This window comes from Pseudodesulfovibrio thermohalotolerans, assembly GCF_021353295.2.
Classification (GTDB): Bacteria; Desulfobacterota; Desulfovibrionia; order Desulfovibrionales; family Desulfovibrionaceae; genus Pseudodesulfovibrio; species Pseudodesulfovibrio thermohalotolerans.
Window position 1 is genome coordinate 3,107,384 of sequence record NZ_CP120635.1, and the last position, 25,576, is coordinate 3,132,959.

The window sequence follows — 25,576 nt, forward strand, 5'->3', positions numbered from 1 at the left end:
CGCCCCTGGTATCAGGGGTCATTTCAGAACAATTGTTACACCTCTTCTCGTTAGCGTAACACAACTTACTAGCCTTACAACTGGTTAAGACCCACAAATTCAACATAGTTCACAATTTCACAAACTTTTCCCTCTCATTTCCCGATCGCCAAAAAACCGACATTTTCATTTGTGAAAAAAGCGTATAGCGGCCCGTTTACACACAAGATGGCCCTCCTTTTGCCCCGTGTCGGCCATTCGATGCGGAAAAGACTTGCCCTCGACTTTTTTTTATGTAAAAAGCCCGATTCCGCGAATGGCTTGAACCGGCTTCAAGGGCTCACCCCCTGTCGAGACGACCATCGCCCAAGCGTCCCCATCGTCTAGCCTGGTCCAGGACGACGGCCTTTCACGCCGTTAACAGGGGTTCAAATCCCCTTGGGGACGCCAAGGAAATTTCGGGAGGTGGTTGTTCGACCGCCTCCCTTTTTTCATGCCCCGCATCGGACCGCCTCGCCGAATGTGCGTGGGCAACCAGATTCCCTCATCTAACGGCCCCGCAACCCCGACTCAAGGCCATAAAGCCCGGCTGTTTCCAAGACGGCCCTGCCTTTGTGCCGAAGAATCCGACATGATTTAATCAAAGCTCAGTCCGAAATCGTGTAACCGTATCCGCGCAAGCGGCGATACTCTTTTTGTGGACGGTCGGAAGCCGTTCATGGGCCATGGGCCGACATGACGCCAACCCGGCGCCCTCCCCAGTCGCCCGAAGGCCCATATTTCGATCGCCAGCCCAGCACGCGAGGCACTGTCTCCCGCCCCGCAAGGGCTTGATCGATCTCCCGGGGGCCGCGCCAAGCGCGGCCCCGCAACGGAAAACCCGATGCGATCCCGCTTGTGGCATCGCATCGCATGAGGCATGTTGCGGACATTGACGACACGCAAACGATAAAAGGGTCGGATGCCCGAACACATGGACGACGCAGAAGTCATCGAGCGCATTCTTGATGGCGACCGGGACGCCTTCGCGCTCCTGCTCAAACGGCACGAGAGCCTTGTCTCCCGGCTGGTGGCCGCGCATGTGCCGGCCGAGCAAGCGGCCGAAGTGGCCCACGAGGCGTTTATCCGGGCCTTCAAGGGACTGCACAGATACCGCCCGATAAAACCGTTCCGCAACTGGCTGACCACTGTGACTCTACGCTGCTGCAAGGATTTCTGGCGCAGGGCATATCGGAACAAGGAAGCTCCGGTATGCGATTTGAGCGAGGACGGACAACGCTGGCTGGACACGGCTCTGGCGGCAAGATCGAATGAAGAGTTCGAAACCTTGGCGCGGCGGCGCGAACTCGGCGAGATTCTGGAAGCGGTCCTGGCCATGCTCCCGCCCCTGGACAGGATGGTCTTGACCTTAAGCTATCTGGAAGAACGGCCGACCAGGGAAACGGCCGAAATGCTCGGCATCAGCGTTCCGAATGTCAAGGTGCGCGCCTTCCGGGCAAAACGTAAACTCAAGATTTTTCTCAAACGCTACGGCATCCAAGGAGAGGAGCATGAAGCGTAAATCCACCGACAACAACTTTCGCACGCTGCTAAGCATGATCCATGCGGCCCGCCCGGACTGGCGGCCCGACCCAAGCTGGCGCGACGCCGTTCTGAACGAGGCGCTCCGATTGCGCCTGCCCGTGTCCGGAGACCTGGATCGACTGGCCCCCCGGTTCACCCTGGCGGCCGCCGCCGTGTCCGGTGTGAGCCTGCTGACCGCCGTATGGTCCCTCAAGGACCTGTCTTCCCAAATACTCTCGGTCATGACCAGCCAGGCCCTGCACTTCGGCACGACCGGCCTCGGTCTTTAAGGAGAAGCCATGCGAAAATGGAAGATATGGACAGCCTTCCTTGCGGTGTTTCTGGCCGGAACCCTGACCGGCGTTGCCGGGACCGGCCTGTTCCTGAAGCTCCGTTTCGCCCCGCCCCGCGACCACGTGGAGTTTCGGACGAGGATGACCGACCGCGTGTCCGACACTTTGAAACGCGAACTGGACCTGACGGATAAAACAGCCGATGCGATACGCGCCGAGGTGGCGACCACCCTCGACCGACTTGAAACCGTTCACGCCGAACTGCGCCCCAAGGCCCGCTCCATTATCGACGACGGCATCGCCCGGGTAAAGAACCACCTGGACGACTCGCAACGAACCGAACTCGATCGGCTTATCCGGCAGAACCGGCAGAAACCGTTCAGCATTTTCCGTCTACCGCCCCCGCCGCCTCCGAACTTCCCCTAATCGGGTGCAAAACCAAGCCCAAACACAACCCCCTTGTCCCGCCTGAACAAACTTGATAGGGGTTCGTTTCCAGAGAGGAAGCGTTTCGGCACCGGTGTGTCGCTTGGTCTTCAAAACCAATGTGTGGCAGTGATGTCACGGGCAGGTTCGACTCCTGTACGCTTCCGCCATCGTTAACAAAAAATGCCGATCAGCAATGATCGGCATTTCTTATTTCAGGCAGCGTGCCCAACATCATACCCGACAGCTAGCGGAGATTTGAAATCTAGTTATCTGGTACAGCCCCATATTTTTGTTCACAATCCCTACGGCAAAAAATCCATTGCGAGTACTCGCCAAATCCTTTGGAAGCCAAAGGCGTCCCGATTCGACTTCCCATGTCCTTGTTCGAACAGCTCTCGTTGCTTTCGGGCGTCCTCTGCTCTGTCCACTATTTCTGTCACCGAGCCATCATTCAAAGATAGATCCAAAACCGTATGGTGCGCAGCGGCTGCCTGGTATCCATGATGGACGTAATATTTACGATCGAAATCTTTCACAAGGCGGATTTTCCCTGTATACGGCACTTTCATCTTTATCCCTTCATACACCCCATCAACTGGAGTCACGCCGTCGATATTAGGATACAAACCATCCTTCGAATTGATATAGAGCCTTGTGACGTATAACACTTCATCGATGATAGCATAGCTGGCTGAAAACCCCTTTTGTAACGCAGTACATTCGCTTTGGGTTCCCATCCCCCAATCTTCTGGGGAGAAAAGAGACCCGTTCGTCAATCCGTTGAGAACATAATCTTCGCCTAAAAATGAAATATGATCCGGGAACTGAGCTGTCATTTTGATTCTCCTATGAGCCGTTTACCTATGCGTCATCCCCGCCAAAGACGAGCCAACCGAGACCGAAACCAGCCAGCACTGAGCCGAACCCGAAGCCACTTTTCGCCTTTTTGTATCGGTTACACCAGGCCTCGAACGCAGCAGCCTCTTCTTCGACTTCGAGGGTAACGGTGAGGTCGATCACGGACCTGCCGTTGCTGAGTTCCGGGTTCATAACTATCTGATTGAGCTTTTGAAGTTGGGAGAGCACATCCTGAACGATGCGCCCCATCATATTAAGGAGAAGAGGTTTGCCCTCGATCATGCCGTCCAATGGCGAGCATTTAACCTCATCCATGCTGTCCAAGATTGACTCCAGTACGGACTGGACTCCTTTAAGGGCAGGCTCGACGTCTTCCGGAATGGTACAGCGTCCGAGATCGTTAACAGCTTCGACAAGCCAAGGAGCGAACACTTGCAGATCGTCCAACTTGTCGTTGATGAACCACTCGTAGTCAGTGCCATAATAGGCCTCGACGAGATCACAATCGGGCTTGCCGTGGAGCCGCTCCGAAAGCTCCATGACCATCTGGCCAGCCAGCTTTCCCATGAGTCGAAATTCCTCGGGGATGATGTATTCGATTTCTTCTGACATAACCTACCCCTTAGTGCCCACTGTCCATCAGATCTTTCTCAAACGATTCCCAGCCGTGGTAGCTGAACACGTACCCCTTGCCGACATCCTTGTAGCCGACGCCGACGATGTGCAACGGAAGGTCACGCAGTGAGGTCCTGGTCTCCATGAAAGCCGAAGCCTCTTGGATTGCCTGACTCCACTCCTGCTTCTCAACATCGAATTCTTTAATGTAGACGAAAAACCGCTTTCCGTTTTGTCCCTCGGCGACATACTGAGGTTGGTTTTCCAGACGGAACGTCAGCCTGGCATACGACTGCAACCCTTCGGAAGCATTCAGGGCAGCCTCAAGGTGGTTGGTGCCGAAGATATTCGTCCCTCGCTCTTTACTAAAGCTGAGGCGGCCCATGAACGGCGAGTCGACTTCATCCTCCGCTTCTACAGGCACCCCCTCTTCGGAGAGAAGATACCCTTGCAGCCACAGGTTGCCCTGAATGGCATCACCCGGTTTCGGGGTATACTCCGTCAAGAGATGCTCGCCAGCATACAACGTGAGCGGGACCCAATCGTCTTCCCCTGCGTATTGCGTTGAAATCACGCAAACCCGATGCCCCATGAATTCCGTCCAATCCACGTCGAGAACTGAGAGGCGGTAGGAATACTCGGCAGGATATTCGAAATCATCCCAAAGGATGGACATTTCCTTGCCCATGATGACTTTTTGCGGCCCTTTGTCCCTGTACTCGCCATCTTCCAGAAACGTGAGAGGGCCTTCCGTAATCTCAAACTCCTGCTCTTCCGCCTCCTCAAGCCTCCAGGCGAAGGCATTCAATGCAAAGGGATAGTTGTGATCAGGCCGGTAAACAGAGCGATTCTTGAAATGCTTCGGGTCGAACAATGTCAGTGATCTGCCGGAAGGAAGCTCCACGTCGACAGAGCCTTCAACGCCGTTCTCCCATTCCTTGAGACCGACGACACGTAATTCGATACCCTCTCCGCTCGTCGCACTTGGGAATGCGGAATCAAGACGATTGCCGTGTTCGCCTTCGGCCATGGTGATGATCGGCATCGCGAAGAGCTGCTCGTCGACAGGATACACTCCTGCACATGCAGTGTGGGCCACGCCGCGCACCCTTTCGCAAGGCGGGATATCCACCTTTTCGAGCACCTTCATTTTTTCAATAATGCCGGGGAGGTTGTGTTCAAAGAAATCCTCAACACTGGGGACAAGCGATTCCCAGTGGCTGCCATGCCCATATCCCTCAATGAATTCGGTGAGCAGACGATCCGCGTCCTCAACTTCCTGCGGGACGCGAGGGAAAGACTTGAGCTGCGCCTCAAGCGCTTCCTGGCGCTTTGATACATCCTCTTCCTGAAGGCGGTTCAACCCGAGATGAGCTACCAGGTTGTCTTGGTTCTTTTTCCAGGATGCGTGGTAGCAACTTGCCGCTTCATCAAGAAGACCCAACCCTTCACAACACAGACCGGAAGCGGTTTCCGCCATCTCCAAATTTTCCTCTGAAGCCTGTTCAGGATATTTCAAAAGCTGTTCCGCCACATCCAACGCTTCCTTGAAGGCCCGTTTTTCAAGGTGATTCTCAAGGACACGTTTGCCCAGCAGCCAGACGTTCTTCTGGTATTGCGGCTCATCAAGCTTGAGTTTGGCAGCATGGATGAAGGTCAAAAACGCGAGCTCGTAGAGGTTCAGGCGATCGATGGCACAGCCCACGTAGTTCCAGAGTTCCGCATCCTCCAACCCGGAGTCGATTGCCTTGAGAGCGAAAATCGCGGCCTCGACCTCCATGCGCAACTGCGAAGCAAGCATAGCGGCCTCTGCCTGAAGCAGACCAAAATCGAGATACTCCGGCCATCGGGCAGCACCGACGACGTACCGCTTGGCCTGCACCTCATCCGTATCCATCAACTCACGGAGACGAGCGATCCAGATGTATGCTTTCCGGGTTTGTTCGGAAACGCCGTCCGGTTTGTCGAAAGCCCAGGCATGCGTCAGAAAATAAAACTCGTCCTCTGCTGTGATGCCAATGGGCACAGTAATGCCGGAACTCAATATATTCCGGATTTCATCCTCGTAAGGGAACTCTGAATGAGCCTGTCGCTGGATGTCGCCGATATAGCCGTCGGCAACAAACTTCAGAGCAATGACGTCACGAAGATAACCGCTCTCATGCAGGCAATAACGGACAGTCCTCTCTTCACCAGCCCGGCCATGGGAGCTTTCATACCAAACACACTCTCCCTTTTCGTAGGCCAGTTGCAAGCCAGCAGCTTCGAGATGATCTCGATCGTACTTGGCTCCGCAAAAATTATTACGAAGCCGGTAGATCGGATCAGAGTTGTCAACGATAGCATTCAGCGCGGTCCGAATATCGTCCCTAAGCATGACGGACCTCCGTGGTTATGAAAACTTTCACAGTCACCGCGTTCCATGGCGAAGAGCCGGGACAAGCCTCATCCACTTCGCAAGTCAACTCCACCTGGTCCCGAAGCAACCGGCTAATGTGCTTGTTGTCCGTTCGTGGAACGTACCCGAGCTTGGTGCGACCATGGAAAATTTCCACTGCATAATAATCGTGGGGATTGCCCGGCTCGGCCTTGAGGATCAGGCTGTCACCGGGATGCAGCGAATGAATGACTGTCTCCCCCTGGTAGTATTGAAAGCCTGCCACGGAGAATCGGTTGACCATAGTTTTGGTCTTCTGAGGCTGCGGCTGTTCTGCCTTGCCGAAAAGAAAAGGAAACGCGGGGATAGCCCCGAGGAATCGTCTTCTGGATATTGTCATTGTTCGTCTCATCCTGTTTATTTTCCCGATTGTTGACGACAGGATAGTTGACAGGCATTCCAGATTGCGGAACAGAATACAGAAAAAATGATTTTATGAAACCAAGTCGATAAAGGAAGTCTAGACAAAATGCCCGCCAAAAAAGATCCGTACAGTTCCCCATCCCAAAAGGCGCTTAGTCTCTACAGCCTGCTCATGTTCACAGGACGGTCGTACTCTCTTTCGCAATTGGCTCGTGAGCTGCATTGCTCGAAGCAGACGGTCATCCGCATGATCGAACAAATCAGCCACAGCTTCGGCGGGAAGGTGGAGAGCAAACTTGAGAGCGGCAAGCGGTTCTACTGGATGCCTTGCCCGAAGGTCGCGCCAAAGATCAGCCTCCGCCCGGAAGAAATCCAGCAGTTGGAATTGTGCCGGAGGATGGTGATGCATCTGCTGCCCGAAGGTGTCCGGGAACAAGTGCGGCATACTATCGCCAAGACGACCACCCTGCTTTCGAACATGAACGACCGGGACAAGGCATTTGAGCCCGTGGCCGTGGCTGAAATCAAGGGACGCATCGATTACAGCCCGCATCAAGAGCACATCACAACCTTCATCAGGGCCATACAGAGCAAACAGGTCTGCGAGGTGACGTATCATGCTCCCAGCAACCCGCAGGCAAAGACGTATTCATTCGCTCCGATCAAGCTGATTTCCTATCATGAAGCCCTCTACGTTACCGGCTGGCGGGTGGAAGACAAGGGAACGCCGACGCCGAGACACTCCATCATGCTCGCGGTGCACCGCCTCAAGAACGTGACCACGCAGGCCCGGACATTCGACATCCCCATGGACTCGGGAAAGAAAGCCGAGTTGTTCGGCTTCATGGATCTCGAAAAGATTCGGGTGAAGGTGAAATTTGACAAGGAGACCGCTGCCTACATTCGTGAACGCGAATGGAGCGATGATCAGGAAATTCAAGAATTCAAGAACGGCAACCTGGTCCTTCAGTTCACAGCGCGAAGCATGCCGGAAGTAGTCTCCTGGGTGCTCGGCTTCGGTGCGCATGCCATGGTCATGGAGCCCAAGGAACTGAAGGAGCTAATACGCGACGAAATCAGCGCGTTGGCGCAAAGCTATTTGTAATCGGGAAAAGCACTCCCCCCTCATTCCGGAACCTGGACTACCATACCGATTGAATTTCCTCACTTGGACAAAAAACTTATGAAAGAAGTGTGAAGTACTTTCCGGCAAGCGACTCAAACCTCAATCCCCCGTCGGTAACGCATTTGAAAACGTTTCCACGCCCTGGGCAAAGATGGCTTGAGGGTGGAAAATCAAATGAACATCCCCCCACTGGTCGAGTGTTTGCTGACAAACAAAGTACCATACCCCGCAACTTCGGAGTTTGACTGTGAAATCGATCCTGAGATGCTGGCAGGAGCCAAAGACTTGGTCCTCGGCAGCATTGACAGCCAGATGAACGCGTTGCGTGACAAGCTGGCAAGGGCCTGCCATGCAGGCCTTTTTCTTTTTCAGCCCACCTGATGCCTGTTTTCGCGACACGGACAAAGCGCAGAACAAATCACCAACGATCACAAAGCCATAGGCAGTCTTAGAGACACCTTTTACAACAGGCTCCCGTACGCTTCCGGCGATGTTATTAATCGAACCCGATTAGTTTTTTCATCTTCAGATTATAACTCCCATACGAACGCCAATGTGATAATATCGAAGGCACTATAAACCTCAACCCTACGGAGACCGACTATGCCGAATATGGATTACCCCGGGCCATGCCCTAGTTGCATGGGTATCGATGGTTGCCCAACAGAAGCCGGCAAACTTGAGGCTGTGGCCAACTACTGCAAGGGACTGGAGATGGAACTCAACACATGGAAGGCTCGCCTCTATGATGTGTTAGCATCGGAAAAGAGCGGCGACCTTACCGATGAGATCAACCTGATCAAGTCAACGGTAAAAGAAATCGAAGCCATTACCGAGCAAATGCAAGGCACCTGCCCGAGTAGCTTGAGTGACCAAGAGAAGGTTATCGGCGGCAAACTTGAAGACCTTCGAGTACATTACACCAATGCTCTTAAAGTTATTTCGCCCGGTTGGTTTGGCGGATAGCTCCAGCGCATTTATGCCATTAATAAAGCCACCCCTTATCGGTGGCTTTTTCATTTCCTGGAGGTTCCCCAGACCCTTTCATATTGATTGTAGGGGCGGTCGTTCTGCCTGGCATGGAATTATCAAGGCGGCCCCGGCTCATGCCGATGACCGCCTTTACTCATGGCCGCAGAAAATCAGGACCAGATTTTTTCGGGCATGTACGGATGGGTGCCTTCGATTACTTCAATGCCGGATTTGGCCGTGATTTTTGTAATCACGTCATCCGCGTGGGTACAGTGGTCGGACAGGCACGGGCCGATGTGAATCTTGGTGGGCTGCTCGTTCAGGGGCTCGTTCCAGAGCTTGACCTGGGCCAAACGCTGAACGATGGACGCGCCCGGACATCCTCCGCAGTTGAGGATACCCAGGATCTCGGCATCCTGGTCCTTATAACGCTCGAATTGACCTTCACGCCGGTTGAAGGCCACAAGGCAGCGGGAACAACCGATGCAGACGTCGTCCATGGTATTCCGGCAGCCAATGATGAGAATCTTTTCCATGCGAACCTCCTGTGTGTAGTTGTCTTCCGTCATTGTACATTTGAACGATTGAGTCAATATTCATACTTTCCCGGGAATAAATACTTCCCAACGCCCGCTGAAAATCCACGCGGGACACCGGTTCCAGCGCAATACCCCTGTCGCCCGTCCAACGCGACAAAACGAACCGTGACGCCGTCCCCGAGCGCAAATGGAACCGGAACGGGCAGCGAAATGCGCAAACAGAATCGGTCCGTCCGCGCCGGGCGAAGCGCAACCCGTCGAAACGGCACGACTTCATGCTCCAATCCACAAAAAAAGAAGGCGTCCGTCACGCCGAAACAGGTTGAAAACGCTTTTCGACCGCCTATTTTTTAATGATGAAAACGTGTTGGAAAGGGTTGAAAGGGGCGTCAAGTTGTGGTGGACTGGACAGCATGTCGGTGCTAGGTTGCATCCCCCGGCAAGATTGGAGGTCTTTCAATGTTCAGTTTCTTCACCAATTATAAAAAAGCGGCCATGAAATTTCTCTCCCAACACCAGGTCGGCCAACGACTTTTCTCGACTGGTGATGGCGGCCGCAAAATGCGCTACCTGCGCGAAAAAGGCTATGTGGTCTCCGAACGCGTTTCGGAAAACCGCTGGGTCCACGAGATCATCAAGAAGCCCTGACCAGGCCCCTCTCCCGTCCTTTTTCCGTCTAGACGACGGTAACCAGTTCCCCTCGAAAATCGAGGGGATTCTAGTTTCATGACCGGCCCATTGCGGCCGGATTCACTTTTTCTCACACCCCAGCCCCCTACGCGAACTTTCGCTCGGAGACCTTGCCAGCCCTATACGAGGCTCTCCTCTTGAAAACGATTTTCAAAAACCCACTAAAAGGGTTCCTCCATTTTATCAGCAGGTTATCTAAATAGTGATAACAATTCCTATAAGCAATATTTGCTTGACTTGCTGCCCATATTTAACATACCGGGCAAGTAGGTATTAAAACCTCGTTGTCGAGTAGGTAATTTAACCTACCAAAAATAGGGGAATTTAAAACCGAATTTCGCGCGGCGGAGGTGCCGCGCCTGGGGGGCCGGTAGGGTCCGGAAACGGAACCAGGGGAACGGGCCGAGGAGGCCGGTTCATTGCCATCAACGCTTTTTAGAAAGGGATCGACACATGGCAAACGGTAAACGGATACTGCGATTGACCGCCATCGCGATCACGCTGGCCGGGGTGCTCGGCTTCCAGTTGGAAGCCATGGGTATGCTCGGCTCGACGGATGAGACCGCCGGGCGGCCGGACGTGATCATGATCGACACCATCGCCAGGCTGGAGTCACTCGAACAACCCGCGGCCGTGTTCAAGCACGACGCGCACACCAAGGCCCTGAAGGATCAGGGCATGAGCTGCGAATCCTGCCACCAAAAGGATGCCAAGGGCGACTTGACCCTGACCTTCGGCAGGCAGGAAGACGAGAGCGGCGCGGAACCGACCGCGTCCGGGCTCAAGGACATGTACCACGACAACTGTATCTCCTGCCACGTCAAGAGCGAGGAGAAGGGCTTCAAGACCGGCCCCAAGGCCGGTGAATGCCGCGGTTGCCACCAGGTCCGGCCCGAGACCGCCGACCGGGTCCCGGCAGGCATGGACAACATGCTCCATTTCGTCCACTGGGATTCCAAGATCATCCCGGCCGACCAGGGCAAGGAGACCAACTGCGGAGCGTGCCACAAAAAGGCGGGCGAGGAAGACAGTTGGCGTTTCTCCGACCAGGCCAAGACCGAACCGCTCAAGGACGTCTTCCACAGCCAGTGCGTGACCTGCCATCAGAGTCTCATTGAGAAGAAGGCCGAGCGTTCCGGTCCGGTGCAGTGCGCCGGATGCCACGGCGCGGGTGAAATCGCCACGCGCAATGTCGAACTGGCCAAGGACCTGAAGGCCATGGGCGGCACCCTGCCGCGCCTGCCGCGCAAGCAGCCCGACGCCGTGCTCATGGCCCCCGGAGCCAAGGACAAGGAAGCCGAGGCCAAGGCCGGGGACAAGCCCTCGGGCATGGCACCCGTCGCCTTCGACCACAAGCTGCACGAGGCCAAGAGCGACTCCTGCATGACCTGCCACAAGGACGGCGTCAACGCCAAGCTGAACGCCTCTTTCGAAGCCCTGCACAACGTGAACGACCCGGCGACCTGCGTGGGCTGTCACGTGCAGGAACAGAAGAAGCCCGAGTGCGCGGGCTGTCATGAGGCGCGTCCCGCGGCCAAGGCGCTGTCCGAGAACTCCTGCGTCACCTGCCACAACGTCGACGTCACTGCGGAACCCGGCTTCCGGTTGATGGCGAGCGCGCCCGTGAACCCGGCCGCCATGTCCAAGGAAGAGAAGGAAGCCATGGCCGCCAAGGTCATCGCCGCCCGTCCCGAGACCCAGGCCATGGTCGCCGAGAAGGATATTCCCGAGTTCGTGAACATCGAGGCTCTGGCCGATCAATACCAGCCGAGCAAGATGCCGCACCGCAAGATCGTCCTGACCCTCATGAAGGGCATGAAGGACAATCGGCTTGCCGCCACCTTCCACACTTCGCCCGAGGCGGTCTGCGCCGGTTGCCATCACAACGCTCCGGCCACCCTGACGCCGCCCAAGTGCGCGAGCTGCCACGGCAAGCCTTTCGAGACCGAAGGCAGGCCCGGGCTGAAGGCCGCCTACCACGGCCAGTGCATGAGTTGTCACCAGGAAATGAAGCTCGAAAAGCCCGCCGCCACCAACTGCGTCGCGTGCCACGAGAAGAAAACCAACTAGCCGAAGGAGCATACGATGTTACGCAGAACCTTCCTCGGATTGTTGGGTGCCGCAGGCGCGAGCGCAGCGCTGGCCACACCGGCCAAGGCCGCAAACAAGCACTTCGGCCCGCATCCCGACACCCACGGCGTGCTTTTTGACGCCACCCGCTGCATCGGCTGCCGCAAATGCGAGCAGGCGTGCAACGAAGTCAACGAGCTGCCTGAACCGGAAAAGAAATTCGACGACCTGTCCGTACTCGATACGGTGCGACGGAGCGACGAGAACACCTTTACCGTGGTCAATCGGTACCAGACCGCCAAGGGTCCGGTCTTCCGCAAGCAGCAGTGCAACCACTGCCTGGAACCGGCCTGTGCGTCGGCCTGCTTCGTGCGGGCCTTCAAGAAGCAGCCCAACGGCGCGGTGACCTACGACGCCTCCGTGTGCGTCGGCTGCCGCTACTGCATGGTTGCCTGCCCGTTCTCGGTCCCGGCCTACGAATACAACGAGCCGCTGACCCCCCGGGTGCGCAAGTGCACCATGTGCTATCCCCGCCTTCAGGAGGGCAAGCTCCCCGGCTGCGTGGAGAAATGCCCCAAGGAGGCCCTCACCTTCGGCCCGCGCGCCGAGCTGATCCGAATCGCCCGCAAGCGAATCGAGACCTATCCCGACCGCTACGTGAACCACATCTACGGCGAACACGAGATGGGCGGCACGAGCTGGATGTACCTCTCCGGCGTACCGTTCTCCGAGATCGGAATGCGCGAGGACCTGGGCACCGCCAGCGCGCCCGAGCTGACCGCCGGCCCCCTGGCCGCCGTGCCCATCGTGGTCGGCCTGTGGCCCGTGCTGTTGGGCGGCATCTACGCCGTGACCCAACGCAACGCCAAGGTCGCCAACGCCGAACGCGTCAAGGCGGTCAAGGACGCCCTGAAGCGGGCCGGTGACGAGGCCGAGAAGAAACTTCACGAGGAGCTGGGCAAGGCCGAGCAGGCCAGCCAACGTCGCATCGAGGTCGAGGTCAAGAAGGCCGTCGAAGAGGCGCTCGCCCCGAAGGAAGAGGACGCCGGAACCAAAGAGGAGGAGTCCTAGATGTCTGTCGAAACCACTGCGGTAGCGAAGAAGTCCCTCTTCACGCCGTTCAATATTATCGCTGGAATCATTCTCGTCGCCGGACTGGTGGTCACGGTGATGCGCTTCACCGGCGGCCTCGGGGCCGTCACCAACCTGGACCAGAACAACCCCTGGGGCATCTGGATCGGCTTCGATCTGCTCTGCGGCGTCGCCCTGGCCGCTGGCGGCTACACCACCTCCGCCGCCTGCTACCTTTTCGGCCTGAAAAAATATCACGCCGGAGTCCGCCCGGCCATCCTGACCGCCTTCCTGGGCTACGCCCTGGTGGTCTTCGCCCTGGGCTACGACGTCGGCCGTCCCTGGCGGCTGCCCTACCCCATCTTCGTCCAGCAGGGAACGACTTCGCTGCTCTTCGAAGTGGGCCTGTGCGTCATGCTCTACCTGACCGTGCTGTTCATCGAATTCACCCCGGCTGCGTTCGAATGGCTGGGCATGAAGAAGATTCGCAACATCATAGTCAAGATGACCCTCGCTCTGACCATCCTCGGCGTGGTCCTTTCCACGCTGCACCAGTCTTCCCTGGGCGCGCTGTTCACCATCGCCCCTTCGAAGCTCCACCCGCTCTGGTACTCGCAGTACCTCCCGGTGTTCTTCTTCGTGTCGAGCATCGCCGCGGGCCTGTCCATGGTCATCTTCGAAGGTACTCTCTCACACAAGCCCATGCACCACTTGATGGATGAGGAGTACCTGAACAATCACGACGACCTTATCCTCGGTTTCGGAAAGGCCGCTTCCCTCGTGTTGTTCGGGTACTTCTCCATCAAGGTCATCGGCCTGGCCTACGACAACAACTGGCACTACCTGACCACCGGCTACGGCGCGTGGTTCCTGGTTGAGATGCTCGGTTTCGTGGCCCTGCCGTCCTTCCTGTACGCTATCGGCGCACGCGACAAAAACCTGACCGTCATCCGTTGGGCCGCGGGCCTGACCGTGCTCGGCATCATCGTCAACCGGTTCAACATCTCCCTGGTCGCCTTCAACTACCAGCTCCCGTCCGCACAGCGGTACTTCCCGAGCTGGGGCGAGATCACCATCTCGCTGTTCGTGGTGACCATCGGCGTGCTGGCCTTCCGGTTCATCTCCACTCGGATGCCCATTTTCTACGAGCACCCGGACTACAAGGGCGAACACTAGGAGGTTGCCATGGAATTCTATACTCTCCAAGACTACTACACGTTCACCAAGGGGACTGTGTACCTGCTGATGGGCGGGATCCTCGTGGCGGCGACCCTGTACTGGCGCTTCCTCATGGGCGGCAACAAAAAGGACGACTAGCCGCAAGGCCATCGTTTCAAGATTAACGATACGATAATCAAGGAGAAGCGGAAATGTACGATTTCCTGACAGGGCCCATGCTCTGGGCGACGTTTATCGTCAGCTTCGGCGGCCTGCTCGTCCGCAGCGTGATGTACGTCAAAGGCCTTAGCTGGCAACTCGACCGCGTGGCCTACCGTCCTCAAATGAAATACGGCATCCGGGGCGGCCTGCGCTCCATACTGGCCTTCATCATCCCGTTCAGGGCCCGGCTGTGGCGCGTGCGCCCCGGCTTCACCCTCATCTTCTTCGCCTTCCACATCGGGCTGCTCGTCACCCCGATCTTCCTGGAAGCGCACAATGTGATGCTGAAGAACGCCTTCGGGATCAGCCTGCCCACCCTGCCCACCGGCCTGGCGGACGTGCTGGCCTGGACCTGCCTGGCGGGCGGACTGTTCCTGACCCTCAGGCGGATCGCCTTCCCGGAGGTGCGCATCATCACGACCTTCTACGACTACCTGCTGCTGGTCATCACGGTGATGCCGTTCATCACCGGCCTGATCGCCAGGTACGAGATGGGAGATTACAACTTCTGGCTGGCCGCCCACATCCTGAGCGGCGAAATCTGGCTCCTGGCCCTGCCCTTCACCAAGCTCAGCCACGTCGTGCTGTTCTTCATGTCCCGTATGCAACTGGGCATGGACTACGGCATCAAGCGCGGCGGCATGAAGGGCACGGACATGGCCTGGTAACCGGGCTTTACCTGCACAGTACGGAGAATCGAAATGCCTGAAGGAAAATTCTGCAATAAGACGCCGATCAATACCGAGGAGCAGCTCAAGGCGACCCTCGGCGACAAGGGCGGCAAGCAATACTACGAAGAGATGAACCATCTGGACGTGGACTCGGACAAGCTCTGGGCCGCCATCCAGAAGACCATGAAATCCAGGACCAAGACCTGGCTCGAAATCTGCGCCCACTGCGGCCTGTGCGCCGAGAGCTGTTTCCTGTACCAGGTCAACGGCCGGGTGCCGGAGCAGGTCCCGTCCTACAAGATCCAGTCCACCCTCGGGGTGATGGTCAAGAAAAAGGGCAAGGTGGACAACGAGTTCATGCAGATGTGCATGGAGACCGCCTGGTCCAAGTGCACCTGCTGCAACAGATGCGGCATGTACTGCCCCCACGGCATCGACATGGGCGTCATGTTCAGCTACCTGCGCGGCCTGCTCTACTCCCAGGGCTTTGTCCCTTGGGAGCTCAAGATCGGCTCCGGAATGCACCGCGTGTACCGCGCCCAGATGGACGTGACCACCGAGGACTGGGTGGAAACCTGCGAGTGGATGGCCGAGGAGAACGAGGAAGACTGGCCGGGCCTTGAAATCCCGGTGGACAAGGTCGGCGCGGACATCATGTACACCTGCAACGCCCGCGAGCCCAAGCACTACCCCGAGGACATCGCCGAGGCGGCCATCCTCTTCCATGTGGCGGGCGAAAACTGGACCGTGCCTTCCGAAGGCTGGGAGCAGACCTCCCTGTCCATGTTCGCCGGCGACTGGGAATGCTGCAAGGACAACGTCCTGAACGTGTACGCCGCGCTTGAACGCCTCAAGCCCAAGCGGGCGATCGGCACCGAATGCGGCCACGCCCACCGCGCCACGGTCATCGAAGGGCCGTACTGGGCGGGGCGTCCCGACGGACAGCCGCCCGTGCCGTACATCCACTATGTGGAGTGGCTGGCCGAAGCCCTGCGCACCGGCAAGCTCAAGATTGACCCCGCCAAGCGGATCAAGGAACCGGTCACCCTGCAGGATTCCTGCAACTACGTGCGCAACCAAGGGCTGAAGAACGTCACCCGCGAGATCATCAGCTACATCGTCGAGCCGGGCTACTTCGTGGAGATGGCTCCCAACCGCGAGCACAACTACTGCTGCGGCGGCGGTGGCGGCTTCAACGGCATTGGCCTGTACCGCGAACAGCGCAACGTGGCCCTGCGCAAGAAGATGGAGCAGATCCTCGACACCGGCGCCAAGCTGGTCATCGCCCCTTGCCACAACTGTTGGGACGCCATCCGCGACCTGGAGGAAGAGTACAAGATCGGTATCCGCTGGTCCTTCCTCAAGCCGCTCGTCATCAAGATGCTCGACGTGCCCGAGCACCTGCGCCCCACCGAGGAATAACCCGGAGACCGTGTAACCAAAGGACGAGGTGATCTATGTTCAAGAAGATTCTACTGGCGACCAGCGGTGCTCCGTCCACCTTCGGCGCCGCGCGGGTGGCCTTCGACATGGCCAAACGCTACGGGGCCGAAGTCGTGGTGTTCAACGTCATGGGCGTACCCACCAAGGCCTTTTCCCAGGTGGTCAACGACGTGCGCACCGGCGAGGAGATCGAGGTCGACGACGAATACCGCGCCTGGGTCGAGGAGGAACTCAAATCCACCTTCGAGAAGCAGATCGAGTCGGTGGAGTACGCCAAGATCGTGACCACCACGGGCGTGCCCAGCCGCGAGATTCTGCGCGCCGCCCGGGCCGAGGACGCCGACCTCATCGTCATGGGCGCAAGCTCCGGCGATTCGAGCGCCTACCGCAAGGGCTACCCCGGCTCCACCCTGCAACGCGTGGCCAAGGCCGCCCGCTGCCCGGTGATGACCGTGCACCGCGAGACCGCCTCCTACTGGGGCGGCTTCGGAAACATCGTCTTCGCCACAGACTTCTCCAAGCAGGCGGAATACGCCTTCAGGTTCGCCCTGAACGCCGCCAGGGAACTGGACTGCGACCTGACCCTGTTCCACGCCCTGGACATCAGCGGCAAGGTCATGGACCAGAACGCCATCGAAGACAAAATCATCACGGCGCGGAACCGCATCCGTGAGACCTACGGGCCGCTTATGGGCGACTTCAAGAACTTCGACATCGAAGTATGGGAAGGCGTGCCCTACGTGGAAGTCGTCAAGATCGCGCGCGAACGGTCCGCCGACCTCATCGTCCTGGCGCACCACTCCCGCGAGCTCGACCCGGATCTGGCCTCCATCGGCTCCACCATGGAGCAGGTCATCCTGCGGGCAGGATGTCCGGTGGTCAGCGTGAGCAAGCCCGACAAGGTCTAGAAAGTTGATCCGCGCGCCCGGCGGGTGCCGGGCGCGCCTTGACAAATATTAATGCCGCAGCCGGCCTTGGCGGGAGCGACTGCGGCAAATACGGAATCAAGCGAACTGATTCGTGAGTACCAGGAGGAAAGTTATGTCCAAGAAGATTCTCATCGTCGACGACGACCAGGAAATCCGCTCTTATCTGTCCGAACTGCTGAGCGACAACGGGTATGAAACCGTGACCGCCAACGACGGCGCAGAGGCTGTGGAGATCGCCAAGACCGAGAAACCCGATCTGATTACGCTGGACCTTGAAATGCCCAACGAATGGGGCCCGAGGTTCTACCGCAAGATCAGCCAGGACGAGACGCTCAAGCGTACCCCGGTTGTGGTCATCAGCGGCCTCAACGCGATCAAATACGCTATTCCCAAGGCGATCGCAAGCCTCACGAAACCTTTTGAGCCTGCTCAGTTGCTGAAGATCGTCAAGGACGCCATCGGCTAGCCGGCAAACTGGAATGACCCGACGGCCCGCGAGCCGCAAATGGTTCGCGGGCCGAATTTTCCGACTTGAACTAGTGCGCAGGTTGAGTATACGTTGCAGGCGTTGCGGGGTGTTCCCGCCACTTGAAACCAGGTTGAGCTCATGCCAAAGAAAATCATGGTGGTGGACGACGATCCCGATATCGTCGACTACCTCGTAAGCGTATTCGAAGACCACGGATACGATACCTGCCGCGCATCCGACGGAATATCCGCCTATGAAGTCGCCATGGCCGAGAAGCCGGACCTCATCACGCTGGATATTGAAATGCCCCACGAGTGGGGACCCCGTTTCTACCGTCGGCTAACCAGTGAGAAGGAATTCTCCGACATACCGGTGATCGTCATCAGCGGGCTGTCGGGAATCCATCTGGCCATCCGGCGGGCCGTGGCGACCATCAAGAAGCCCTTCGACCCGGCGGATGTAATCCAGATCGTACGAGAGGCCCTGGGCGAATAGCCCTGCCCGAGAATCCTGGACAGGAGAGAGGCCCGCAGGGAAACAGCCGTTACGACGGCCCGCGGGAGGCTCCCCCCGGAGGGTATGATGGATTTCAAACGACTGTTGCTCGTGGATGACGAGGAAGGCGTCCGCCGTTTCCTCGGCCTCTCATTGATGGATATGGGCTACGAGGTTGAGACCGCCTCCAACGGGCGGGAAGCCCTTGATATATTCGACTCCTTCCGGCCGCATATTGTCTTCACCGACATCAAGATGCCCGTCATGGACGGCATCGATCTCCTCAAGGCCATCAAGGAACGCTCCCCTGACACCGAAGTCGTCATGATAACCGGCCACGGCGACATGGACCTGGCCATCGAGTCCCTCAAGTTCGACGCCTCGGACTTCATCACCAAGCCCATCAACAACGACGTTCTGGAAATATCCCTGGAACGCGCCCGTGAACGGTACAACATGAAGCTCCAGCTTCGCGAGTACACCGAGAACCTGGAAAAACTCGTCGAGGAGAAGACCAACAGGATCGTGGAACTGGAGCGGCAGAATGCCGCCTGCCAGGTGGTCCAGGGACTGTCCTCGGCCCTGTCCGACGCCGCCCAGGAGGTGGAGACCGGCTACGGAGTGTTCAACGAACTGCCCTGCCTGGTGTCCATCCACAACCGCTACCTTGAGATCGTGGCCCACAACCGGCTCTTCGAGGAACGCCTCGGCAACCAGGTGGGCAACAACAGTTTCGACATCTATTCCGACCGCACCTCGCCGGGCAACGCCTGCCCGGTGCAGCGCACCTTCCAGACCGGCAAGGGCCAGCGGAGCAAGGAAAATTTTCTGGGCAAGGACGGCGAAGAGATTCCGGTCACGGTCTATACCGCTCCCCTGCCGAACAAGGACGGAGAAATCGAGCTTGTCCTGGACATATCCGTGGACATGACCGAACTCAAGCGGCTCCAGGACGAACTGCTGACCACGCAGTACAAGTACCGCCGCCTGTTCGACGAAGCGCCCTGCTACATCACCGTGCAGGACTCGGACCTGAAAATCGTCGAGGCCAACCGCCTTTTCAAGCGGGACTTCGGCGAAGTCGAAGGGCATTTCTGCTTCGAAGCGTACAAGCACCGCAACGAGCCGTGCGAGGGATGCCTGGTGGACAAGACCCTGCTGGACGGCGAGTCCCGACAGCGTGAAACCGTGGTAACCACCCTGACCGGCGAGCAGAAGCACATGCTCGTCCAGTCCGCCCCCCTGCACGACGCCTCGGGCCGGGTGTTCCAGGCCATGGAACTGTCCACGGACATCACCGAAATCCGCAAGCTCCAGGACCACCTGACCTCGCTGGGCATCATGCTCGGCTCCATGTCGCACGGCGTAAAGGGGATGCTGACCTCGTTGGACGGCGGCATCTACCGCCTGGAATCCGGCCTGAAAAAGGGCGACCGGGAGCGGGTTGAAGCCGCCACCAGAACGCTCAAGGCCATGATCGGCCGGGTCAAGAAGATGGTCCTGGACATCCTCTATTACGCCAAGTCCAGGGAGCTAGAAACCGAGGCCGTGGACGCCACGGCGTTCCTCCGGGACACCGCCGATATCGCCGCGGCCCGGGCAACGGCCCACAACGTGGAGTTCGTCCGCGACATCCCGGACGGCCTGGGACTCCTGCAGGCCGACACCGCGGCCCTGGCCGCCGCCCTGGTCAACTTCCTGGAGAACGGCGTGGACGCCTGTGAGAGCCGGAAAAACGGACGCCTGGAGCTGTCCGCCCGGCGCAGGGACAACGGGCTGGTCATCACCGTGTCGGACAACGGCATGGGCATGGACCGGGAGACCAGGGACAAGATATTCACCCTGTTCTTCTCGTCCAAGGGCAAGCGCGGCACCGGCATCGGGCTGTTCATCTCGAACCAGACCATCGAGCAGCACGGCGGGTCCATCCGCGTGGAGTCCTCTCCCGAGGAGGGATCAACCTTCATCATCACCCTGCCGGACCGCACCGGGCGGTAGCATTTGGCCGGGGGTGGACCAAAAGGTGCGCCCGATTGATTGTCACGGTGTTTTTCCCTATGCTTCCGGGACGCGCGCCGCGCGACCTCCAATCTCACCGCCAGGGACGAAGACAATGAAACTGACTACACGCAGCCGATATGGCACACGATTGCTCCTGGACATCGCCCTGCATTCCGAGAACGGCAGCCCAGTGCCGAGCAAGGACACCGCCGATCGCGAGAAACTGTCCTTGAAGTACTTGGAAAAACTTATCAAAATGCTCAAGCAAGCGGGCTATGTGAAAGGCAAGCGCGGCCCCAACGGCGGCAACGTCCTGGTGCGCGAACCCGAAGACATTTCCATCGGCGAAGTGGCCCGCATACTGGACGGCGAGGAACAGGTCCTCGGCTGCGAAGGCGACCCGTCCACCTGTCCGCGCGCGGCCGTCTGCCTCAAGCGTTCCATCTGGGACGACGCCTCCATGGCCATGTACAAGATGCTGGACTCGTACTCGCTGGCGGACCTGATGAAGGACGCCTACCTGTGCCCGATGAACCCGCCCAAGCGCGACGGGGAGTAGCCCGACCGGCACATCCCGAAGGAGAACGGTGTGAAGATGCTCAAGAGATTCCGTCAGAGCCTCATCGCAAAGATGATCCTGTCGGGCGGCGTGACGCTCATCCTGTGCATCTTCCTGTGGACCGGGTTCAACGTCTACTTTTTCAAGCGCAACGTGGTCTCCAACGCCATGTCGGACATCAATATGGTGTCCGACACGATCATGCTCGCCCTGCACTACGCGATGATGCTCGACAGCGAAGAGGACATCAAAGAGAACATCAACAATATCAGCAAGCAGGAGGAGATCGAGTCCATCCGCGTGTACAACAAGCAGGGACTCATCGTCTTCTCCAACATTCCCGAAGAGATAGGCAAGGTCATCGGCCAGGACGACCCCGCCTGCAACGCCTGTCACCAGTATACCCCGCCGCCTCCGACCCTGCCCCTGTCCAAACGCACCCGGATGGTCGATTCCGACCATCGGCAGATCATGTCCATAATGACCCCCATCGCCAACTCCGAGGGATGCTCCCCCGGCCCCTGCCACGTCCACTCCAAGGACGAACAGGTCCTCGGCCTTCTGGACGTGACCGTGAACATGGATGACAAGAACTCCATGATACTGATGTTCGAGCGGGCCAACCTCGGCATCTCCGTGGTGGTCTTCGCCGCCACCTTCCTGGCCCTGTTCGCCTTCTCCTACAGGTTCATCTTCCGCCCCATCAGGCGGCTCATCGCGGCCACCAAGGGAATCAGCGGCGACAACGCCTACACGGATATCGACATCGAACAGGTGGACGAAATCGGCACCCTGGGCCAAGCCTTCAACATGATGGGCAGGCGGGTCTCGGACAAGCACCGCGAGCTGCTCGAACAGCGCGAGGAGTACCGGAACCTGTTCGACAACGTGCCCTGCCTGGTTTCCGTGGTGGACACCGACTACCGTGTCATCCGTCACAACTCGGCCTATGAACGGCATTTCGGCCTGCCCATGGGCAAGCGATGCTGGCAGGTGAACAAGGGACGGCTCGAAAAATGCGAAGCCTGCCCGGTGGACCGCACCTTCCGCGACGGCATGTCGCACATGAGCGAGGAATCCGGCATGTCCAAGGACGGGCAGCCCATCCACTGGATCGTCTACACCTCGCCGGTCCGCAACGAGACGGGCGAGGTCGTGGCCGCCATGGAGATGATGATCGACATCACCCACCGCCGGGAACTCGAATCCAAGCTGGCCGCATCCGAGCACCGCTACCACGCCATTTTCGACTCCATCCCCAACGCGGTCTTCGTCCTCGACCGGCAGACGCTGACGATCCTGAACTGCAACGACTCTTCCCAGGAGATGTACGGCTGGAGCCAGCTCGAAATGCGCGGCCGCAGCTTCATGAACTTCTTCCGCGAAGGCGAGGCCGGAGACTGGGAAGAGGCCGTGCGCAACCAGGCGGAGATCGAGCTGTGCACCCATGTGGACAAGTCCGGCAAGTCGTTCTTCGTGTTCCTGAGCATCTCCCCCGCCCGTTTCGAGGGGCAAGAAACGCTGATCGTCACCTGCACGGACGTGACCCGCAAGATCGAGGCCGAGCAACAGCTCATCCAGGCCAGCAAAATGACCACCCTGGGCGAGATGTCCACCGGCGTGGCCCACGAGCTGAACCAGCCCCTGACCATCCTGCAGGCCATCTCCAACCTGCTCTCGCGCAAGGTGACGAACAGAACCGAGGTCTCCCCCGAGATCATGCGCGAGATGGCCGAAGGCATTTCCACCCACGTTGACCGGGCCGCCAAGATCATCGAGCACATGCGCGAATTCGGGCGCAAGTCCGACCTGCGGACCATGCCGGTGCAGATCAACGAGGTCCTGGAGCGCGGCTTCGAATTCTTCAGCCAGCAGCTCCAGGTGCACAACATCCGTGTCATCTGGGAATTGGAGGAGGACCTGCCCCTCATCATGGCCGACTCCAACCGCCTGGAGCAGGTGGTCATCAACCTCCTGCTCAACGCCCGCGACGCCATCGAGGACCGTTGGAAGGGCGAAAAGAACAACGCCGACAAGCGCATTCTGCTCCAGTCGTTCAGCACGCCCGAACGCATCGTCTTCCGCATCTGCGACACGGGCGCGGGCATTCCCCCGGCCATCCGCGAAAGGCTGTTCGAGCCGTTCTTCACCACCAAGAACGTGGGCAAGGGCACCGGACTGGGCCTGTCCATCTCCTACGGCATAATCAACGACTACGGCGGAAAGATTCGGGCCACCTCCTGGGAGGAGGGCGGCGCCTGCTTCGAAATCGACTTTCCCAAGGCGGAATGCGAGCTGTAGCAGCTCTCCGTCCATGACTTTCCTTGGGCCGGGAATCCGTTCCCGGCCTTTTTTAGCCTCATTTTCCGCACAACCGCCGAAATAGTCGCAAAAAAGACCAAAAAATAACGGCTCACCCCTGCCTTTTCCCGCCATTTTCTGCTAATTGGGTACTAACCCTCATTTTTCCGGACCGGGGGGCGAATGGTCTGGTAACGGGGAACAGCCAGGAGGAGGTATGGAACGAAAAACAAAATCGATCCTATTGGTCTTTTTCGGCATTCTGATCGCCTTTCCGCTCTTCAGCATGACTTACTACACCATGGTCAGGACTTCGACCCCGGAGTTCTGTGGGAGCTGTCATGAAATCCGCCCGGCCGTCATGGCCTGGAAAAGCTCGACGCACGTGAACAACGCCCAGGGGTTCGTGGCCGACTGCATGGACTGCCACCTGCCCGCCCCGCACGATACCGTCGACTTCTTCTTCACCAAGACAATGCACGGCGCCAAGGATGTGCTCGCCCACTTCACAGGCGGAGCCGAGACCTATGACAGAGCGGTCATGCGGGAAAGGATCTGGGCCACGATGAAGAACGACCAGTGCATGAAGTGCCACCGAAACATCCTGCACATGCCGGGCAAGCGCGGGGCCATGCTGGCCCACCGCAAGGTGCTCTATGCAGGAAACGGCGAGGAGTACCGCTGCACGGACTGTCACCGGGACCTGGTCCACAACGACAGGCAGTTCTTCGAGTACAAGCAGTTCAGCGCCCCCTACCGGGCGAACGGACTGCCCAATCTGGGTATCTAGGAGGTTTGTTTATGTATCGCAGAGTGACGTTCACCCTCGCCGCCATGCTGGCCGTCATCGCCCTGACCGCCATCGCCGCCGGTGCGCAGAATTTCCCCAAGGTCCGCGAACTGCGCATGGAACGGGCCACCCCGCCCCAGGGCACGGCCTGCATCGAATGCCACAAACAGGAAACCCCCGGCATCTTCGCCGACTGGGCCATGAGCCGCCACGCGGCGGCGGGCATCACCTGCCTGGACTGCCACCAGGCCCAGCCCGGCGAGCAGGACATCAGCGTGGCCCATGAAAAATACTACTCCATGGGCGACCTGCCCATGGGCGAGAAGCAGTACTTCGTGCCCGTGGCCGCCGCGGTCACGCCCAAGGACTGTTCCCGGTGCCACCCGGACGAGGCCAAGCAGTACTCCCTGAGCAAGCACGCCAACACCATTGAGATCATGTGGAAGCTCGACCCGTGGCTCAACGGCGGCATGAACTCCGACAACGAGCGCAAGACCGGCTGCTTCTACTGTCACGGCACGGTGCTCAAGATGAAGGATGGCAAGCTCGATCCCGACACCTGGCCCAACGTGGGCGTTGGCCGCCTGAATATGGACGGTTCGCTCGGCTCCTGCACAAGTTGCCACACCCGGCACCGCTTCTCGGTCATGGAGGCCCGCAAGCCCGAGACCTGCGGCCAGTGCCACCTTGGCCCGGACCATCCGCAGATCGAAATATTCAACGAATCCAAGCACGGCGACATCTACCACGCCTTCAAGCACGAATACAACTTCGACTCCGCTCCCGGCGCCTGGACTCCCGGCGTTGACTACCGCGCCCCGACCTGTGCCGCCTGCCACATGTCCGGCTCCGGCGACGTGGCCACCACCCACGACGTGACCGAACGGATCTCCTGGGAAACCCAGGCCCCGCTGACGGTCCGGCCGTCCGAGTTCAAGCCGCTTCCTGCGGCCACCGACTGGCAGGTCGAGCGCGACAAGATGAAGAACATTTGCAGCCAGTGCCATGGGCAGTCCTGGATCGACGACTTCTATACCCAGCTCGACACTGCGGTTGAGGAGTACAACGAGGTCTACTTCAAGCCCGCCAAGAAGACCCTGGACGAACTCTATGAAAAGGGGCTGCTCGACAAGACCAAGTTCTTCGACGAACACCTTGAAGTGGAATACTACGAGCTGTGGCACCACGAAGGCCGCCGGGCACGCATGGGCGTGGCCATGATGGCCCCGGACTACGCATGGTGGCATGGTTTCTACGAGTGCAAGCACCGCTACAACAAGTTCATGGAGGAGGCGCGCCACCTCATCGACACCAATACCAAGGCATACAGGTACCCCGACTTCCCGAACGCCACCGGCGACCCCACTCGTCCGGCGGAGATATTCGGCCAATAACGGGACAACGTGAGCCATTGACCGAAGGGGGGCGCCCGTGCCCCCCTTCACTGTTTCACTCTTCCACTCCCAGCCACGGGCCGCATTGACCTTTCGCAAAAAAAACGCGATATTAGTATTCTGAACAAGCCCTGACGGC

25 protein-coding genes and 2 tRNA genes are annotated in these 25,576 nt (G+C 58.5%); 22 read left to right on the forward strand and 5 right to left on the reverse strand.

The window, feature by feature from the left end; translation table 11 throughout:
* The first annotated feature begins 351 nt into the window (after positions 1–351).
* The 5 genes from LF599_RS14575 (at position 352) to LF599_RS14595 (ending at position 2,431) form a co-directional block, all read left to right on the forward strand.
* Positions 352–429 (forward strand) — tRNA-Glu (locus LF599_RS14575).
* A 523-nt stretch (positions 430–952) separates the two neighbouring features.
* Positions 953–1,540: an RNA polymerase sigma factor gene (locus LF599_RS14580; RefSeq protein WP_269943441.1), complete on the forward strand. Its 588-nt coding sequence runs from the start codon at positions 953–955 to the stop codon at positions 1,538–1,540.
* The gene (locus LF599_RS14585) at positions 1,530–1,832 is read left to right on the forward strand and encodes a hypothetical protein (protein WP_279521277.1); all 303 of its coding nucleotides are present in this window, start codon (positions 1,530–1,532) and stop codon (positions 1,830–1,832) included. The genes LF599_RS14580 and LF599_RS14585 overlap by 11 nt, the downstream gene beginning before the upstream one ends.
* 9 nt (positions 1,833–1,841) lie before the next feature.
* Positions 1,842–2,261, forward strand: coding sequence for a hypothetical protein (locus tag LF599_RS14590; RefSeq protein WP_279521278.1), 420 nt, complete (start codon positions 1,842–1,844; stop codon positions 2,259–2,261).
* Between the two features lie 76 nt (positions 2,262–2,337).
* Positions 2,338–2,431, forward strand: a tRNA-Sec gene (locus LF599_RS14595).
* Positions 2,432–2,566: 135 nt separating this feature from the next.
* On the opposite strand, the gene LF599_RS14600 is transcribed toward LF599_RS14595, so the two are convergent.
* The 4 genes from LF599_RS14600 to LF599_RS14615 are packed head-to-tail and all read right to left on the reverse strand — an operon-like array spanning position 2,567 to position 6,514.
* Complete coding sequence (locus LF599_RS14600; protein WP_279521279.1) at positions 2,567–3,100, reverse strand: hypothetical protein; 534 nt, start codon at positions 3,098–3,100, stop codon at positions 2,567–2,569.
* Positions 3,101–3,125: 25 nt separating this feature from the next.
* Positions 3,126–3,734, reverse strand: coding sequence for a hypothetical protein (locus tag LF599_RS14605; RefSeq protein WP_269943437.1), 609 nt, complete (start codon positions 3,732–3,734; stop codon positions 3,126–3,128).
* Between the two features lie 10 nt (positions 3,735–3,744).
* The gene (locus LF599_RS14610; protein WP_279521280.1) at positions 3,745–6,114 is read right to left on the reverse strand and encodes a tetratricopeptide repeat protein; all 2,370 of its coding nucleotides are present in this window, start codon (positions 6,112–6,114) and stop codon (positions 3,745–3,747) included.
* On the reverse strand, positions 6,107–6,514 hold the full coding sequence (locus LF599_RS14615) for an HIRAN domain-containing protein (RefSeq protein ID WP_279521281.1): 408 nt from the start codon (positions 6,512–6,514) through the stop codon (positions 6,107–6,109). The genes LF599_RS14610 and LF599_RS14615 overlap by 8 nt, the downstream gene beginning before the upstream one ends.
* A 129-nt stretch (positions 6,515–6,643) precedes the next feature.
* On the opposite strand from LF599_RS14615, the gene LF599_RS14620 reads away from it, so the two are divergent.
* A complete protein-coding gene (locus LF599_RS14620; RefSeq protein ID WP_279521282.1) occupies positions 6,644–7,642 on the forward strand; it encodes a helix-turn-helix transcriptional regulator in 999 nt (332 codons plus the stop codon).
* A gap of 624 nt (positions 7,643–8,266) precedes the next feature.
* Positions 8,267–8,629, forward strand: a complete 363-nt coding sequence (locus tag LF599_RS14625; protein WP_269943431.1) for a hypothetical protein — start codon at positions 8,267–8,269, stop codon at positions 8,627–8,629.
* 176 nt (positions 8,630–8,805) lie between these two features.
* Here LF599_RS14625 and LF599_RS14630 read toward each other — a convergent pair whose 3' ends face one another.
* Positions 8,806–9,171: a CGGC domain-containing protein gene (locus LF599_RS14630; protein ID WP_279521283.1), complete on the reverse strand. Its 366-nt coding sequence runs from the start codon at positions 9,169–9,171 to the stop codon at positions 8,806–8,808.
* A gap of 462 nt (positions 9,172–9,633) precedes the next feature.
* Between LF599_RS14630 and LF599_RS14635 the strand changes: the two genes are divergently transcribed.
* The 15 genes from LF599_RS14635 to LF599_RS14705 all read left to right on the forward strand — a co-directional run bounded on the left by LF599_RS14635 (position 9,634) and on the right by LF599_RS14705 (position 25,437).
* Positions 9,634–9,822 (forward strand): hypothetical protein, encoded by a 189-nt coding sequence (locus LF599_RS14635; RefSeq protein ID WP_272699389.1) that lies wholly within the window; start codon positions 9,634–9,636, stop codon positions 9,820–9,822.
* Positions 9,823–10,317: 495 nt separating this feature from the next.
* Complete coding sequence (hmcA, locus tag LF599_RS14640) at positions 10,318–11,934, forward strand: sulfate respiration complex hexadecaheme cytochrome HmcA (RefSeq protein WP_279521284.1); 1,617 nt, start codon at positions 10,318–10,320, stop codon at positions 11,932–11,934.
* A 15-nt stretch (positions 11,935–11,949) separates the two neighbouring features.
* The gene (gene hmcB, locus LF599_RS14645; RefSeq protein WP_279521285.1) at positions 11,950–13,005 is read left to right on the forward strand and encodes a sulfate respiration complex iron-sulfur protein HmcB; all 1,056 of its coding nucleotides are present in this window, start codon (positions 11,950–11,952) and stop codon (positions 13,003–13,005) included.
* Positions 13,006–14,181 carry a sulfate respiration complex protein HmcC gene (gene hmcC, locus LF599_RS14650; RefSeq protein WP_279521286.1) on the forward strand — a complete coding sequence of 392 codons (1,176 nt, stop codon included), beginning with the start codon at positions 13,006–13,008 and terminating at the stop codon, positions 14,179–14,181.
* Between the two features lie 9 nt (positions 14,182–14,190).
* A complete protein-coding gene (hmcD, locus tag LF599_RS14655) occupies positions 14,191–14,322 on the forward strand; it encodes a sulfate respiration complex protein HmcD (protein ID WP_014322179.1) in 132 nt (43 codons plus the stop codon).
* Between the two features lie 53 nt (positions 14,323–14,375).
* Positions 14,376–15,053: a sulfate respiration complex protein HmcE gene (gene hmcE, locus LF599_RS14660; protein ID WP_279521287.1), complete on the forward strand. Its 678-nt coding sequence runs from the start codon at positions 14,376–14,378 to the stop codon at positions 15,051–15,053.
* Positions 15,054–15,086: 33 nt separating this feature from the next.
* Positions 15,087–16,478, forward strand: coding sequence for a sulfate respiration complex iron-sulfur protein HmcF (hmcF, locus tag LF599_RS14665; protein WP_279521288.1), 1,392 nt, complete (start codon positions 15,087–15,089; stop codon positions 16,476–16,478).
* Between the two features lie 35 nt (positions 16,479–16,513).
* Positions 16,514–17,407: a universal stress protein gene (locus LF599_RS14670; RefSeq protein WP_279521289.1), complete on the forward strand. Its 894-nt coding sequence runs from the start codon at positions 16,514–16,516 to the stop codon at positions 17,405–17,407.
* A gap of 133 nt (positions 17,408–17,540) precedes the next feature.
* Positions 17,541–17,894 carry a DVU0259 family response regulator domain-containing protein gene (gene divK / locus LF599_RS14675; protein WP_269943422.1) on the forward strand — a complete coding sequence of 118 codons (354 nt, stop codon included), beginning with the start codon at positions 17,541–17,543 and terminating at the stop codon, positions 17,892–17,894.
* Between the two features lie 141 nt (positions 17,895–18,035).
* Positions 18,036–18,392, forward strand: a complete 357-nt coding sequence (gene divK / locus LF599_RS14680; RefSeq protein WP_272699380.1) for a DVU0259 family response regulator domain-containing protein — start codon at positions 18,036–18,038, stop codon at positions 18,390–18,392.
* An 87-nt stretch (positions 18,393–18,479) separates the two neighbouring features.
* The gene (locus LF599_RS14685; RefSeq protein WP_279523107.1) at positions 18,480–20,390 is read left to right on the forward strand and encodes a response regulator; all 1,911 of its coding nucleotides are present in this window, start codon (positions 18,480–18,482) and stop codon (positions 20,388–20,390) included.
* A gap of 115 nt (positions 20,391–20,505) precedes the next feature.
* Positions 20,506–20,952, forward strand: a complete 447-nt coding sequence (locus tag LF599_RS14690; protein ID WP_269943420.1) for an RrF2 family transcriptional regulator — start codon at positions 20,506–20,508, stop codon at positions 20,950–20,952.
* A gap of 36 nt (positions 20,953–20,988) precedes the next feature.
* Complete coding sequence (locus LF599_RS14695; RefSeq protein WP_279523108.1) at positions 20,989–23,253, forward strand: PAS domain S-box protein; 2,265 nt, start codon at positions 20,989–20,991, stop codon at positions 23,251–23,253.
* A gap of 217 nt (positions 23,254–23,470) precedes the next feature.
* Positions 23,471–24,043, forward strand: a complete 573-nt coding sequence (locus LF599_RS14700) for a NapC/NirT family cytochrome c (RefSeq protein ID WP_279521290.1) — start codon at positions 23,471–23,473, stop codon at positions 24,041–24,043.
* 11 nt (positions 24,044–24,054) lie between these two features.
* Entirely contained in the window at positions 24,055–25,437 is a 1,383-nt protein-coding gene (locus LF599_RS14705) for a multiheme c-type cytochrome (RefSeq protein ID WP_279521291.1), read from the forward strand.
* Positions 25,438–25,576: the final 139 nt, after the last annotated feature.

What these genes read in the sequence shown, in the direction of transcription:
- LF599_RS14590 (WP_279521278.1), top strand. Translation starts at nt 1,842, where the DNA reads ATGCGAAAATGGAAGATATGGACAGCCTTCCTTGCGGTGTTTCTGGCC.
- hmcE (WP_279521287.1), top strand. Translation starts at nt 14,376, where the DNA reads ATGTACGATTTCCTGACAGGGCCCATGCTCTGGGCGACGTTTATCGTC.
- LF599_RS14630 (WP_279521283.1), bottom strand. Translation starts at nt 9,171, where the DNA reads ATGGAAAAGATTCTCATCATTGGCTGCCGGAATACCATGGACGACGTC.
- hmcC (WP_279521286.1), top strand. Translation starts at nt 13,006, where the DNA reads ATGTCTGTCGAAACCACTGCGGTAGCGAAGAAGTCCCTCTTCACGCCG.
- LF599_RS14705 (WP_279521291.1), top strand. Translation starts at nt 24,055, where the DNA reads ATGTATCGCAGAGTGACGTTCACCCTCGCCGCCATGCTGGCCGTCATC.
- LF599_RS14580 (WP_269943441.1), top strand. Translation starts at nt 953, where the DNA reads ATGGACGACGCAGAAGTCATCGAGCGCATTCTTGATGGCGACCGGGAC.
- LF599_RS14585 (WP_279521277.1), top strand. Translation starts at nt 1,530, where the DNA reads ATGAAGCGTAAATCCACCGACAACAACTTTCGCACGCTGCTAAGCATG.
- divK (WP_269943422.1), top strand. Translation starts at nt 17,541, where the DNA reads ATGTCCAAGAAGATTCTCATCGTCGACGACGACCAGGAAATCCGCTCT.
- LF599_RS14615 (WP_279521281.1), bottom strand. Translation starts at nt 6,514, where the DNA reads ATGACAATATCCAGAAGACGATTCCTCGGGGCTATCCCCGCGTTTCCT.
- hmcB (WP_279521285.1), top strand. Translation starts at nt 11,950, where the DNA reads ATGTTACGCAGAACCTTCCTCGGATTGTTGGGTGCCGCAGGCGCGAGC.
- LF599_RS14625 (WP_269943431.1), top strand. Translation starts at nt 8,267, where the DNA reads ATGCCGAATATGGATTACCCCGGGCCATGCCCTAGTTGCATGGGTATC.
- LF599_RS14690 (WP_269943420.1), top strand. Translation starts at nt 20,506, where the DNA reads ATGAAACTGACTACACGCAGCCGATATGGCACACGATTGCTCCTGGAC.
- hmcA (WP_279521284.1), top strand. Translation starts at nt 10,318, where the DNA reads ATGGCAAACGGTAAACGGATACTGCGATTGACCGCCATCGCGATCACG.
- divK (WP_272699380.1), top strand. Translation starts at nt 18,036, where the DNA reads ATGCCAAAGAAAATCATGGTGGTGGACGACGATCCCGATATCGTCGAC.
- LF599_RS14610 (WP_279521280.1), bottom strand. Translation starts at nt 6,114, where the DNA reads ATGCTTAGGGACGATATTCGGACCGCGCTGAATGCTATCGTTGACAAC.
- LF599_RS14605 (WP_269943437.1), bottom strand. Translation starts at nt 3,734, where the DNA reads ATGTCAGAAGAAATCGAATACATCATCCCCGAGGAATTTCGACTCATG.
- LF599_RS14685 (WP_279523107.1), top strand. Translation starts at nt 18,480, where the DNA reads ATGGATTTCAAACGACTGTTGCTCGTGGATGACGAGGAAGGCGTCCGC.
- LF599_RS14695 (WP_279523108.1), top strand. Translation starts at nt 20,989, where the DNA reads ATGCTCAAGAGATTCCGTCAGAGCCTCATCGCAAAGATGATCCTGTCG.
- LF599_RS14670 (WP_279521289.1), top strand. Translation starts at nt 16,514, where the DNA reads ATGTTCAAGAAGATTCTACTGGCGACCAGCGGTGCTCCGTCCACCTTC.
- hmcF (WP_279521288.1), top strand. Translation starts at nt 15,087, where the DNA reads ATGCCTGAAGGAAAATTCTGCAATAAGACGCCGATCAATACCGAGGAG.
- LF599_RS14635 (WP_272699389.1), top strand. Translation starts at nt 9,634, where the DNA reads ATGTTCAGTTTCTTCACCAATTATAAAAAAGCGGCCATGAAATTTCTC.
- LF599_RS14620 (WP_279521282.1), top strand. Translation starts at nt 6,644, where the DNA reads ATGCCCGCCAAAAAAGATCCGTACAGTTCCCCATCCCAAAAGGCGCTT.
- LF599_RS14600 (WP_279521279.1), bottom strand. Translation starts at nt 3,100, where the DNA reads ATGACAGCTCAGTTCCCGGATCATATTTCATTTTTAGGCGAAGATTAT.
- hmcD (WP_014322179.1), top strand. Translation starts at nt 14,191, where the DNA reads ATGGAATTCTATACTCTCCAAGACTACTACACGTTCACCAAGGGGACT.
- LF599_RS14700 (WP_279521290.1), top strand. Translation starts at nt 23,471, where the DNA reads ATGGAACGAAAAACAAAATCGATCCTATTGGTCTTTTTCGGCATTCTG.